14 protein-coding genes and 2 riboswitches are annotated in these 12657 nt (G+C 68.8%); of the genes, 5 read left to right on the top strand and 9 right to left on the bottom strand.

Annotation, left to right across the window (positions count from 1 at the left end):
* Positions 1-127: 127 nt before the first annotated feature.
* The 8 genes from glyA to ACIA8G_RS39815 all read right to left on the bottom strand — a co-directional run bounded on the left by glyA (position 128) and on the right by ACIA8G_RS39815 (position 7228).
* Positions 128-1393 (bottom strand): serine hydroxymethyltransferase, encoded by a 1266-nt coding sequence (gene glyA / locus ACIA8G_RS39850; protein WP_396423965.1) that lies wholly within the window; start codon positions 1391-1393, stop codon positions 128-130.
* A 13-nt stretch (positions 1394-1406) separates the two neighbouring features.
* Positions 1407-2501, bottom strand: a complete 1095-nt coding sequence (gene gcvT / locus ACIA8G_RS39845) for a glycine cleavage system aminomethyltransferase GcvT (RefSeq protein ID WP_396423964.1) — start codon at positions 2499-2501, stop codon at positions 1407-1409.
* Positions 2502-2597: 96 nt separating this feature from the next.
* Positions 2598-2689, bottom strand: a riboswitch (glycine riboswitch).
* Positions 2690-2780: riboswitch (glycine riboswitch) on the bottom strand.
* 45 nt (positions 2781-2825) lie between these two features.
* Entirely contained in the window at positions 2826-3128 is a 303-nt protein-coding gene (locus ACIA8G_RS39840) for a DUF3817 domain-containing protein (protein ID WP_396423963.1), read from the bottom strand.
* Positions 3129-3143: 15 nt separating this feature from the next.
* On the bottom strand, positions 3144-3512 hold the full coding sequence (locus ACIA8G_RS39835) for a hypothetical protein (protein ID WP_396423962.1): 369 nt from the start codon (positions 3510-3512) through the stop codon (positions 3144-3146).
* 282 nt (positions 3513-3794) lie between these two features.
* A complete protein-coding gene (locus ACIA8G_RS39830; protein WP_396423961.1) occupies positions 3795-4289 on the bottom strand; it encodes a helix-turn-helix transcriptional regulator in 495 nt (164 codons plus the stop codon).
* Positions 4290-4450: 161 nt separating this feature from the next.
* Positions 4451-4633, bottom strand: coding sequence for a hypothetical protein (locus ACIA8G_RS39825; RefSeq protein WP_396423960.1), 183 nt, complete (start codon positions 4631-4633; stop codon positions 4451-4453).
* 337 nt (positions 4634-4970) lie between these two features.
* Positions 4971-6095 carry a CaiB/BaiF CoA transferase family protein gene (locus tag ACIA8G_RS39820; RefSeq protein ID WP_396423959.1) on the bottom strand — a complete coding sequence of 375 codons (1125 nt, stop codon included), beginning with the start codon at positions 6093-6095 and terminating at the stop codon, positions 4971-4973.
* Complete coding sequence (locus tag ACIA8G_RS39815) at positions 6092-7228, bottom strand: acyl-CoA dehydrogenase family protein (protein ID WP_396423958.1); 1137 nt, start codon at positions 7226-7228, stop codon at positions 6092-6094. Before ACIA8G_RS39815 ends, ACIA8G_RS39820 begins: the two co-directional genes overlap by 4 nt.
* Positions 7229-7334: 106 nt before the next feature.
* Between ACIA8G_RS39815 and ACIA8G_RS39810 the strand changes: the two genes are divergently transcribed.
* The 5 genes from ACIA8G_RS39810 (at position 7335) to ACIA8G_RS39790 (ending at position 11662) form a co-directional block, all read left to right on the top strand.
* On the top strand, positions 7335-7769 hold the full coding sequence (locus ACIA8G_RS39810; RefSeq protein ID WP_396423957.1) for a GNAT family N-acetyltransferase: 435 nt from the start codon (positions 7335-7337) through the stop codon (positions 7767-7769).
* 56 nt (positions 7770-7825) lie between these two features.
* Positions 7826-9028, top strand: coding sequence for an acetyl-CoA C-acetyltransferase (locus ACIA8G_RS39805; protein WP_396423956.1), 1203 nt, complete (start codon positions 7826-7828; stop codon positions 9026-9028).
* 1 nt (position 9029) lies between these two features.
* Positions 9030-11060 carry a 3-hydroxyacyl-CoA dehydrogenase NAD-binding domain-containing protein gene (locus ACIA8G_RS39800; RefSeq protein WP_396423955.1) on the top strand — a complete coding sequence of 677 codons (2031 nt, stop codon included), beginning with the start codon at positions 9030-9032 and terminating at the stop codon, positions 11058-11060.
* Between the two features lie 76 nt (positions 11061-11136).
* The gene (locus ACIA8G_RS39795) at positions 11137-11292 is read left to right on the top strand and encodes a hypothetical protein (RefSeq protein ID WP_396423954.1); all 156 of its coding nucleotides are present in this window, start codon (positions 11137-11139) and stop codon (positions 11290-11292) included.
* A gap of 118 nt (positions 11293-11410) precedes the next feature.
* Positions 11411-11662, top strand: a complete 252-nt coding sequence (locus ACIA8G_RS39790; RefSeq protein WP_396423953.1) for a hypothetical protein — start codon at positions 11411-11413, stop codon at positions 11660-11662.
* A 1-nt stretch (position 11663) separates the two neighbouring features.
* On the opposite strand, the gene ACIA8G_RS39785 is transcribed toward ACIA8G_RS39790, so the two are convergent.
* Positions 11664-12614 carry an AraC family transcriptional regulator gene (locus ACIA8G_RS39785; protein ID WP_396423952.1) on the bottom strand — a complete coding sequence of 317 codons (951 nt, stop codon included), beginning with the start codon at positions 12612-12614 and terminating at the stop codon, positions 11664-11666.
* Positions 12615-12657 lie beyond the last annotated feature (43 nt).

Genomic DNA, 12657 nt, shown 5'->3' with positions numbered 1-12657 from the left:
CGCTGACCCTGCGACAACGAACTTCCTGGATGCACCAAACCGCTCCCCGAAGAGTCGGAACTGGATTCCCAGTCCAACTTTCGGGGAGCGGTTCAAAGTCCCGGTGGCGCCCCTTTTCAGGTCCAGCTCAGAGCGTGGAGTACAGCGGGTGCTTGGCCGCGAGCACCTCGACCCGGGAACGCAGCTCCTCCACCGCGGCCCCCGGCTTCAGCGCCTCGGCGATGACGTCGGCGACCTCGGCGAAGTCCACCTCGCCGAACCCGCGCGTGGCCAGCGCCGGCGTGCCGATCCGCAGACCCGACGTGACCATCGGCGGACGCGGGTCGTTCGGGACGGCATTGCGGTTGACCGTGATGCCGATCTGGTGCAGCACGTCCTCGGCCTGCTTGCCGTCGAGCTCGGAGTTCACCAGGTCGACGAGCACCAGGTGCACGTCCGTGCCACCGGTCAGCACCTTCACGCCCGCGGACGCGACGTCCGCCTGCGACAGGCGGTCGGCCAGGATGCGCGCGCCTTCCAGCGTGCGGCGCTGGCGGTCGGCGAACTCCGGCGAGGCGGCGTGCTTGAACGCGACGGCCTTGGCGGCGATCACGTGCTCCAGCGGACCGCCCTGCTGGCCGGGGAACACCGCGGAATTGATCTTCTTGGCGATGTCCGCGTCGTTCGACAGGATCACGCCACCGCGCGGGCCACCGAGGGTCTTGTGCGTGGTGGTCGTGGTGACGTGCGCGTGCGGCACGGGCGACGGGTGCAGGCCGGCGGCCACGAGGCCCGCGAAGTGCGCCATGTCGACCATCAGGTAGGCCTCGACCGAGTCCGCGATGCGGCGGAACTCGGCGAAGTCCAGCTGGCGCGGGTACGCGGACCAGCCGGCGACGATCAGCTTCGGGCGGTGCTCCTGCGCCAGGCGCTCGACCTCGGCCATGTCGACGCGGCCGTCCGAGTCGGCGACGTGGTACGGCACGACGTTGTAGAGCTTGCCGGAGAAGTTGATGCGCATGCCGTGCGTCAGGTGACCGCCGTGCGCGAGGTCCAGGCCCAGGATCGTGTCGCCGGGCTGCAGCAGCGCGAACATCGCCGCTGCGTTGGCCTGCGCGCCCGAGTGCGGCTGGACGTTCGCGAAGCCCGCGCCGAACAGGTCCTTGATGCGCTGGATGGCCAGGCGCTCGACGACGTCGACGTGCTCGCAGCCGCCGTAGTAGCGGCGGCCGGGGTAGCCCTCGGCGTACTTGTTGGTCAGCACCGAACCCTGCGCCTGCAGGACCGAGACCGGCGTGAAGTTCTCCGAGGCGATCATCTCGAGCGTGCCCTGCTGGCGCGCCAGCTCGGCCGCGACGGCCTCGGCGACCTCGGGGTCGTACTCCGCGAGGGAAGCGTTGAACTGGTCGGACATCTGGAAGAACTCCCTACTTGGCGCGCTTGTAGAACGGAAGTGCGACGACCTCGACCGGCTGCTTCTTGCCGCGGACGTCCACCAGCAGTTGGGTGCCGGGCTCGGCACTCGCCTTCGTCACATAGGCCATGGCGACCGAGTAGCCGAGAGTCGGGGACAGCGCGCCCGACGTCACCTCGCCCACCACCTCGTCGCCGTTCAGGACCGCGTAGCCGTGGCGCGGGGCGCGGCGCTCGGGGGTCTTCAGTCCGACCAGGACCGAGTCCACACCGGACTCCGCGACCTTCGCCAGTGCGTCCCGGCCCACGAAGTCGCCGGGCTTGTCGAGCTTCACGACACGGCCGAGGTTCGCGTTGTACGGCGTCAGCGACGTCGTGAGCTCGTTGCCGTACAAGGGCATTCCGGCTTCGAGACGCAACGTGTCGCGGCAGCCGAGGCCGCACGGCTTGAGCTCGTGCGCCTCACCGGCCTCCAGCAATGCGGCCCACACAGCGGGGGCGTCGGCGGGCGCGACGAACAGCTCGAAGCCCTCCTCGCCGGTGTAACCGGTGCGCGCGAGCAGCGCGCCGACACCGGCCACCGTGGACGGGTAGGAGGCGTAGTACTTGACCGTCGAGAGGTCCGTGTCGGTCAGGCCCGCGAGGATCTCGACCGACTTCGGGCCCTGGATCGCGATCAACGCGTAGTCGGTCGACGAATCCGTGACGACGGTGTCGAAACCGGCGGCGCGCTCGACGAGAGCCTCGTGCACCACGGCGGCGTTGGAGGCGTTCGCGACGACCATGAACTCCTCGTCGCCGAGGCGGTAGACGATCAGGTCGTCGAGCACGCCGCCGTCCGCCTGCGTGATCATCGTGTAGCGGGCCTTGCCGACGGCCAGCGCCGAGATGTGGCCGACCAGCGCGAAGTCGAGGGCCTCGCCGGCCTGGGCTCCGGTCAGGACGATCTCACCCATGTGCGTGAGGTCGAACAGGCCCGCGGTGGTGCGCACCGCGTGGTGCTCGGCGAGCTCGCTGGAGTAGCGCAGCGGCATCCGCCAGCCCGCGAAGTCGGTGAACATCGCGCCGAGCTGCTCGTGCTCGGCGTTCAGAGGCGTGAGGCGGGACATCAGAACGCTCCTCCAGGGTGCGCCGAAGAGCCGGACCAGGCCGGCTGAGGCAACAGAAGAATGACACGGTCCATCGGAGACTCCTCACTAGAGCGAGCCTCCCCCTCTGTCATGAGCCTGAGAGCTTCGCCACCGGAGTGGCTTGCACCGTGGGCGAGGCTGCTGATGAGCCTGCTTTCCAGAGTTGCCTTCGTCGCGCGGTACCTGTGCCTGAGAGATTCCGGGGAGGGATTGCTCCTTCGGCGCCCCGAGTGAAGGGGTCTCTTCCGCGCGACATCGACGGCCGTGTTCAGTTGTCAGCCCCAGACGCTAGCAGGCCAAACGTCACAGCGGCACGCCCTGCGCAGTCTTCTCGACCACCTTGCGCTCCGCCCAGAAGGACAGGAACGGGACCGTCCCGGCGAGCAGCACGAGTGCGGTGCCCTTGAGCGACCAGCGCAGCTTGAGCGCCAGGTCGACGGAAATCACCAGGTAGATGGCGTACAGGAAGCCGTGGACCGGACCGACGACCTTCATCATCTGACCCATGTCCGCGGCGTACTTGAGCACCATGGCCACGCACAAGAGCAGCAGGAAGACACCGACCACGTAAGCCATGACCCTGAACCGGGTCAACGCACCCTTCATCTGCCCGCCTTCACCTCAACGACCGTCCCGCGCGTTGAGGTCCGCGAGCATGCGGTTGTAGGCCGCGAGCTCCGCGTCTTCAGGATCGTCGAAATGCTCAACAGGCGCGGGTTTGACGGCAACAACCGTAGCCACCGGCTCCGGAGCAGGCGCAACCGGATCCTCGTCACTTCGCTGACGGGCCAGCCGGCGGAAACGCCACACCATGAAGGCCGGGAAGAGGCCGAAGAGCGGCCACTGGAGCACGTAACCGAGATTCTGGAACGTGCCGCTGGCGGACTCGAAGCGCTGCCACTGCCAGTACGCGAGCCCGCAACAGGCGATCAGTGCGACCAGGCAAGCAAACCCGATCAACACTCGCTGGGGAGTAAGGAGGCCGCGCACGACCTCCAGACTACTTGGGTAGGGCTCCCGCCTCCGAGAGCCTGCCCCGCGAAACATCTGGGTCCCGATTCACTTGGGTAGGGCTCCCGCCTCCGAGAGCCTGCCCCTCAAATCACCTGGGTCCCGAATCACCTGGGTAGTGCCTCCGCGTTGGAAGGCCGACCCGGTTGGGGGTCCGGGGGCTTGCCCCCGGCTGGGGTGTGGGGGCTCGGCCCCCGCTAAGCACCGAGAAACGAACTCCCGCGAGCGCGTTCCGCGAGCACACCTCGCCCACCGTTCGTTTTACGCCACACCGTCCCGGCGCTGCCTCTGCAGACGTGCGACACACCAGGCCGCGGCAGAGCCACGACGAAGGTGCTGAAGAACCGTCATCGGTCCCAGGCGCCTCCCGAGATCGGCAGGGGACAGGCCCGCAGCGCGGTAGTCGAGCGCGCGCTGGTCCAACGGGCTGATGCCCGCGTCCCACCACTGCTCGGCCTCGCTGACGTCACCGACCAGCTGCCAGTAGCTCGCCGCGGCAGCGAGCAAAGCCTCGGGTGCCTCCGGCGCCCGCTTGCGCATCGCGGCCACGTAGGCCGGATCCGCCGAGTCGACCTTGACCAAGCCACGCGACGACCCGCCCCTGCCTCCCCGCTGCACGGGGATGCCTGGCGCCGAGGGGGGAGCCTCAGCGAGCCACGCGTTCTTGATCCGGTTCACCTCCTGCATCTCTGCATCATCAGACCGTTCAGCCGCCCACTGCTGCAACAGCTCGTGGACCCCGGAGTCCTCGACCATCCATGCCTCCTCGTCGGTCGGGGATCGGCCATTGCAGCGGAAGGTATTCGGTAGGTCTGACAATCGCCAGACCCTGAATCCCCAGAACACCCGTTACCAGTGCGTGATTGGCCTCTTTCCACCCATCCGGTCCAACGCGGATGACCGAGGATCACCCAGAGTCACTGCCCGATGGGGGTCCCCACGGCGAAGAGGCTCCTGATGAACGTGATGATCGACTCCGCGCCCTGACGCAGCCAGCCGAGGACCTGCTGCACGGCAGACGCAGACTGCTCGGGCTGGGTGATCAGGAGGAACAGCACCAGCGCGACGCCCGCCAGCACTAGCACCTTCTTGAGGTTCACAGGTACCTCTCCGTCCATGTCGTTCACAGGTGAGGCGGCGGACCGCCCGTGTCACCCGTCATGGTCCCTCATTCACCCTTGCGATGAACAACGACCACGCCCAACTGGTCCTAAGATCCACCAACCACGCACGCCTGCACCGCGGCCAACGTCACCCGAATGGCGGCTCAAGAGGCCCGCTTCCAGCGCCGATGTCCTGGGCACGAGGTGAATACGGAGACCCTCGCATCCCACAGCTTGGACCAGACACTGTTGAACCGGGCCTCACCCGGATGCCGACCACCAGGCATCACGCTCTGTCATCGCGTGCTGTCCTTATTAATACGCACCCGAGCGTTCATCCAATTACTCCTGCCCGCCGCAGTTCCATAATTTCGGCGTCCGCCACACCCATGTCGGCAAGCACTTCCGCGGTGTTCATTCCGGTCTTCACCGGAGGCGTCGGAACCGTCGTCGGAGTGCGGTCGAACCGAGGTGCCGGCGCGGGGTGCAGCGCACCGGAGACGTCCACGAAGGTGGCACGCGCCGCGTTGTACGGATGCCGCGCCGCCTCGCCGGGGGTCAGCACCGGCGCCAGGCACGCGTCCGTGTCCCGCGCGAGGTCCGCCCACTCGTCCCGCGTCCGGGTCTTCACCGCCGCCGCGATGCGTTCTCGCAGTTCAGGCCAGTTCGCCGGGTCGTTGCGGGTCGGCGCGTCCTCGAGGCCCAGCACCCGCACCAGGTCGGCGTAGAACTTCTCCTCCAGCGCGCCCACGGCCACGAACCGCCCGTCCGCGGCCTCGTAGACGTCGTAGAACGGCACGCCGCCGTCGAGCATGTTCTCGCCGCGCCCGCCCGGCCACATGCCCGCGGACCGCATCCCGTGCAGGAAGGTCGTCAGCAACGCCGCCCCGTCGACCATGGCGGCGTCGACGACCTGGCCACGTCCGGAGCGCTCGCGTTCGTACAGCGCGGCCAGCACGCCCACGGCCAGCAGCAGCCCTCCCCCGCCGAAGTCACCCAGCAGGTTGATCGGGAACGAAGGCGGTCCACCGGCCCGTCCGAGAGGTTCCAGCGCACCCGCGACGGCGATGTAGTTGATGTCGTGGCCGGCCCGGTCGGCGAGCGGCCCGTCCTGGCCCCAGCCCGTCATGCGTCCATATATAAGGCGCGGATTGCGGGCGAGGCACTGCGCCGGCCCGATGCCCAGCCGCTCGGTCACGCCCGGCCGGAAGCCCTCCACCAGCACGTCCGAGCGTTCGACGAGGCGAAGCACCAGCTCAGCGCCCTCTGGGCGGCGGGTGTCGATCGCGACCGAGCGCCGGTTGCGGGTGAGGAAGTCGCCGGGGACCGTCGAGTGGCTGCCCGGCTTGTGCACCTGGATCACGTCCGCGCCCAGGTCGGCGAGCACCATGCAGCCGAACGGCGCGGGTGCGAGACCGGCGAGCTCGACCACGCGAAGCCCTGCGAGCGGCCCGGTCACAAGGACCTCGCGATGATTTCCTTCATGATCTCGTTCGTGCCGCCGAAGATCCGCTGCACGCGAGCGTCGGCCCAGGCACGGGCGATCGGGTACTCGTTCATGTAGCCGTAGCCGCCGAAGAGCTGCACGCACTCGTCGACGACCTTGCCCAGCCGGTCGCTGGCCCACCACTTCGCCATCGCCGCCGTGGGCACGTCGAGCTCACCGCGAAGGTGCTTCTCGATGCACTCGTCGATGAACGCCCTGGTCACGGCCGCCTCGGTGGCGCATTCGGCGATCTTGAAGCGGGTGTTCTGGAACTTCATCAGCTCCTTGCCGAACGCCGTGCGCTCCTTCACGTACTTCAGCGTCACGCCGACGGCCGCCTCGATGCCCGCGATCGAGCACACGCCGATGATCAGGCGTTCCTGCGGCAGCTGGTGCATGAGCTGGATGAACCCGAGGCCCTCCTGATCGCCCAGGAGGTTGGCGACCGGCACCCGCACATCGTCGAAGAACAGCTCGGCGGTGTCCTGGCCCTTCATGCCGACCTTGTCGAGCACGCGGCCACGCCGGATGTCGTTCTCCACGACGATCAGCGAGATGCCCTGCGCGCCCTGGGCCGGGTCGGTCTTGGCCACCACGATGACGAGGTCCGCCTGCAGGCCGTTCGTGATGAACGTCTTCGAGCCGTTGATGACGTACTCGTCGCCGTCGCGAACCGCCCTGGTGCGGATGCCCTGCAGGTCGGAGCCCGCGCCGGGTTCGGTCATGGCGATGGCACCGACGTACTCGCCGGACGCGAGCTTGGGCAGCCAGCGCTGCTTCTGCTCCTCGGAGCCGTACGCGTTGAGGTAGTGGGCGACGATGCCGCTGTGCACGCTGTTGCCCCAGGCGCTGTCACCGGCGCGTGCCTGCTCCTCGAGCAGCACGGCCTCGTGTGCGAACGTGCCGCCGCCGCCTCCGTACTCCTCGGGGATGCTCAGGCACAGCAGCCCGACCTCGCCCGCGCGGCGCCACAGGTCGCGGTCGACCTGCTTCTGCTCGGCGAAGCGTTCGGCGTGCGGCGCGACCTCCTTCTCCAGGAACGTGCGGGCGAGCTGGCGCAACTGGTCCAGGTCGCTGTCCATCCACCGCGATCGACGCTCTGCCATGGCTCCCACGAAACCACCCGGCAGTGATCCACGCCATGACCGCCGCGCCTCCTAGTCACCCGAAAAAGTGAGCGAAATTCCCACCTCGTCGGAGAGACTGCTCCGCATGCAGATCCACCAGGTCACGCCGGACGAGTGGCGGCTGTGGCGCGACATCCGCCTGGAGGCCCTGGCCACCGACCCCGACGAGTTCGGGTCGACGCTGGCGCGCGAGGAGGAGTACTCCGAGCCGGACTGGCGAAACGGGCTGGTCGACGGCGTGAAGCTGGTGGCACTCGACGGCGAACCGGTCGGGATGGTGGCGGGCACGCCGGAGCCCCACGGCCTCTACCTCTACTCGATGTGGGTGCGCGACTCGCACCGCGGGCGCGGGGTCGGTGAGGCGCTGGTCCGCGAGGTGCTGGCGTGGGCGTCCGCCGCGGGCTGGCGGCTCGTGCGGCTGCGGGTGTGGGACGACAACCTGCCTGCCCGGCGGCTGTACGAGCGGCTCGGCTTCGTGGATTCGTTCGAAGCCGAGCACATGGAGTTCTTGATGAGCTAATCGGTCACCCTCCACGGTCATGGCGAGGTCGAGTGAGCGGCCCTAGCGTGGGTGCCATGAGCGAAGCCTTGATCTTCGACGCGGTGCGCACGCCGCGCGGTAAGGGGAAGCGCGGGTCGCTGCACAGCGTCAAGCCCGTCGCACTCGCCGCCGGTGTGCTGCGCGCGCTGTCCGAACGCAACTCTCTCGACACCTCCGCGGTGGACGACGTCGTGTTCGGCGTCGTGTCACCGCTCGGCGAGCAGGGCGGCGACATCGCCCGCACCTCCGTCCTGGCCGCGGGCTGGGACCAGCGGCCGGCGGGCGTGCAGCTCAACCGGTTCTGCGCGTCCGGCCTGGAGTCGGTGAACCTCGCCGCGGCCAAGGTCGCGTCCGGGTTCGAGGACCTGGTGGTGGCCGGTGGCGTCGAGTCGATGTCGCGCGTGCCGATGGGGTCCGACGGTGGCGCCTGGGCGATCGACCCGCAGACGAACTTCGACCTGTCGTTCGTGCCGCAGGGCGTGTCGGCCGACCTGATCGCGACGCTGGAAGGCTTCTCGCGCACCGACGTCGACGCGTGGGCGGCCCGGTCGCACGCGCGTGCCTTCGAGGCGCAGAAGAACGGGTTCTTCGAGCGTTCCGTGGTGCCGGTCGTCGACCAGAACGGGACCGTGGTGCTCAAAGAGGACGAGACGATCCGTCCCGAGTCCACTGTGGAGTCTCTGGGCCGGCTGAAGCCCAGCTTCCAGTTCCACGGCGACCTCGGCTACGACTCCGTGGCGATCGACCGCTACCCCACCGTCGAACGCATCGACCACGTCCACACGCCGGGCAACTCGTCGCAGATCGTCGACGGCGCCGCCGCGATGCTGATCGGTTCGGCGGCGGCGGGCAAGGCTCTCGGGCTGACACCGCGGGCGCGGATCGTGTCCGTCGCGGTGGTGGGGTCCGAGCCGACGATCATGCTGACCGGGCCGGCGCCGTCCGCGCGCAAGGCTCTCGACCGGGCCGGGCTCTCGGTCGAGGACATCGACCTGTTCGAGATCAACGAGGCCTTCTCGTCCGTGGTGCTGAAGTTCCTGCGGGACATGGACATCCCCGAGGACAAGGTCAACGTCAACGGCGGCGCCATCGCGCTGGGCCACCCGCTGGGCGCGACCGGCTGCATGATCCTCGGAACGCTGCTGGACGAGCTGGAGCGCCGGGACCTGCGCCGTGGCCTCGCCACGCTGTGCGTGGGCGGCGGCATGGGTATCGCGACGATCATCGAGAGGGTCTGAGATGCCGTTCCACTACGACAAGGACGCGGACGGCATCGTCACCCTGACGATGGACATGTCCGGCTCCGCGAACGTCATGAACACCGAGTACGGCGAGCTGATGGGCGACGCGGTCACCAGGCTCGAGGGCGACGAGATCACCGGCGTGATCATCACGTCCGCCAAGAAGACGTTCTTCGCCGGCGGCGACCTGAACGTGCTGATCGCGATCACGCCGGAGAACGCCGACCAGGCGCTGGAAGGCGTCGAGGAGCTCAAGTCCCAGCTGCGGCGGCTGGAGAAGCTCGGCAAGCCGGTCGTGGCGGCGATCAACGGTTCGGCGCTGGGCGGCGGTTTCGAGATCGCGCTGGCCTCGCACCGCCGGATCGTGCTGAACGACAACGGCATCCGCATCGGCCTGCCAGAGGCGACGCTGGGGCTGCTGCCCGGCGGCGGTGGCGTCACGCGCATGGTGCGCCTGCTGGGCGTGCAGAAGGCGTTGCCGTTGCTGATGGAGGGCAAGCAGCTGCGGCCGGAACGCGCGCTGCAGGCCGGTCTCGTGCACCAGGTGGTGGAGACCCGCGAGGAACTGCTCTCCGAGGCACGCGCGTGGATTCTGGCGAACCCGGCGCCGGTGCAGCCGTGGGACGTGCAGGGCGCGGGTGTGCCGGACCTGAAGTTCGCTGACCCCAACAGTTATGGGCTCCTGGGTGCGGCTCCTGCCGTGCTGCGCAAGAAGTCGCACGGTGCGTACCCGGCGCCGGAGAAGATCATGGCGGCGGCGGTCGAGGGTGCGTACGTCGACTTCGACACCGCGCTGAAGATCGAGGGCCGCTACTTCGTGGAACTGGCCTCCGGTCAGGTTTCCAAGAACATGATCACGGCGTTCTGGTTCAACCTCAACGAGGTCAACGGCCGGGCGTCCTCATCTGGCAAGCGCGTGGCGAAGCTCGGCGTGCTGGGCGCGGGCATGATGGGCGCCGGAATCGCCGAGGTGTCGGCAAAAGCGGGCATCGAGGTGGTTCTGAAGGACGTGACCCTCGAAGGCGCGCAGAAGGGCGCTCAGGGTCTGGAAGGCATCAAGCCGACCGACTCCGACGACGACCTCGCCGGGTGCGACCTGATCATCGAGGCGGTGTTCGAGAACCGCGAGCTGAAGAACAAGGTGCTGGCGGCCGCGGAGGCGCAGTCGCTGCCGGACGCGGTGATCGCCTCCAACACCTCGACGCTGCCGATCACCGGGCTCGCCGCCGCGGTGCCGGACGCCGAGCGGTTCATCGGCCTGCACTTCTTCTCGCCCGTGCCGAAGATGCGGCTGGTCGAGATCATCCGCGGCGAGAAGACGTCCGAGGAGACGCTCCAGCGCGCGCTGGACTACGTGCGGCAGATCGGCAAGACGCCCATCGTCGTCAACGACTCGCGCGGCTTCTACACCTCGCGCACCTTCGCCACGTACGTGGTCGAGGCGATCACGATGCTGGCCGAGGGCGTGGCTCCGGCGTTCATCGAGAACATCGCGCGCAAGGCCGGCATGGCGGTCGGCCCACTGGCCGTCTCGGACGAGGTGACGCTGTCGCTGCAGCTGAAGATCCACGACCAGACGCTGGCCGACGACCCGTCACTGGTGGCGGACAGCGCGGCCTACGACCTCATCCGCGAACTGGTCGGGCTGGGACGCACCGGCAAGTCCGGCGGCGCGGGCTTCTACGAGTACCCGGCGGACGGGTCGAAGAAGTTCCTGTGGCCGGAGCTGACCACGCGGTACGTGAAGGCCGACGCCGGGGTGTCCGAACAGGACGTCCGGGACCGGCTGCTGTTCAGGCAGTCGCTGGAGACGGTGCGGTGCCTGGACGAGGGCGTGCTGACCTCGGTGGCGGACGCGAACATCGGCTCGATCTTCGGGTTCGGCTTCGCGCCGTGGAGCGGTGGCACGCTGCAGTTCATCAACTCCTACGGCGTGCAGGCGTTCGTGGAGCGGGCGGACTACCTGGCGGACACGTACGGGGAGCGGTTCCGGCCGCCGGCCTCGCTGCGGGAGCGCGAACGATTCTGAGGTGGCGTGAATGCGGCCGTCACAGCGGCGGCCGCCTGCTACGTTCGCGGAAATCGTCGAGGATTTGGGGGACTTCATGAAGACGAGGATCGCGACGCTCGGAGTTGCGCTGCTCGCGTTGGCCGGACCGGTTCCGATCGACGTGACGGACTGCTGCGCCAGCAGGCCGGGCAAGCCCGCGGACGTGGTCGCGCAGGCCACCCAGGCCGTGGACGACGCCTGGGAGTGGTGAGTCGAAGGCGATCGTTTTGAGGTTTTGGCAGGGTTTTTGAGCATGGGGATGCTCATGCGGCCGCCCTCGGGCGGCTGCATGATCCTTTCGTCGATCAACTCGATGAGGGGGAATCCTCGTGAAGAAGACACTCGTCACGCTCGCGGTCACCGGTGCCGCGCTGCTGGCGTTGGGGGGACAGGCGCTGGCCGACACGCCACAGCCGATCCCGCCGTTCTCGCCGACGCCGATTCCGGCAGCCCTGGGTGACGAGGGCGACCCGCCGGGTCGCGCTCACCCGTTCCCGATTCCGGCGTTCACGCCGGGTCCGGTCCAGGCGGGAGAGCCAGGCCCGCTGCCAGCTACCGGTCAGCTGCCGGTTCCGGCCTGAGTCAGGCGCGGTAGGAGCCGGGCGACGACCCGGTCCACCGCTTGAAAGCCCGGTGGAAGGCGCTCGCCTCGGAGAACCCGAGGCGCAGCGCCAACTCCTCCACCGACTCACCGCCGCGCACCAGCGAGGCCACCGCCTGGTCGCGCAGCAGCTGTTCCCGCACCTCGCGGAACGACGTCCCCTCGGCCGCCAGCCGCCGCCGCAGCGTGGGCGCCGAGACGCCCAGCCGGGCCGCCACGGCCTCGAGCCCGCTCGCCCCGCTGCCGAGCAGCCTGCGCACGTGGCCCGCCGTGTCCGCGCCGTGGTCCCTGCGCGACAACAGATCCGCCGGCGAGTGCCGCAGGAACCGGCGCAGCGCCGCCTCGTCCTGCACGACCGGCATGCGCAGGAACCTCTGGTCGAACGAGATCGCGGTGGCCTGCGCGTCGAACGTGAGCGGGCAGCCGAAGATCAGGTGGTACTCGGCGGCGTGCGCGGGTTCCGGATACGCGAACGTGGCTTCCTGCAGCGGAATGCGGCGGCCGATCAGCCAGGACGAGAACCTGTGCCACAGCACCAGGAGCGACTCGGTCAGGAAATGATCAGGGTCGCCGGGCACGTGCAGCGAGAAGCGGCCGTCGGTGAGCGAGAGTTCCAGCGGTTCGTCGAAGAGCGCGTAGAAGGTGAGGCCGCGTCTCAGCGCCGACTCCAGGTCCGGGCAGTGGACGGCGAGCAGGCACATCATCGGGAACGTGCCGCGCTTCGACGGACGGGGGCCGAAGCCCATGAACTCGTCGTCGAGGATCTCCCAGAGGGTCTGGATGAGCCGCGTGTACTGGGCCGGGGTGACGCGGGCGCGATCGTCGGCGAGCAGGCTGGCCGGGATGCCCGCGCCGGCGAGGACGTCGGACGGCGACGGGCAGGCGCGCAGGGCCGCGCGCACGTAGTGGATCGCCACGGTCCGGGTGTGCACGAACCACAGTAAAACGCCACCGGCGGTGACGCGGCTCCGGGGA

It is taken from the genome of Lentzea sp. NPDC051213 (assembly GCF_044455585.1).
Taxonomy (GTDB): Bacteria; Actinomycetota; Actinomycetes; order Mycobacteriales; family Pseudonocardiaceae; genus Lentzea.
Note: the sequence above shows the minus strand (reverse complement) of the source record. Positions and strands in the feature narration are given on the sequence as shown.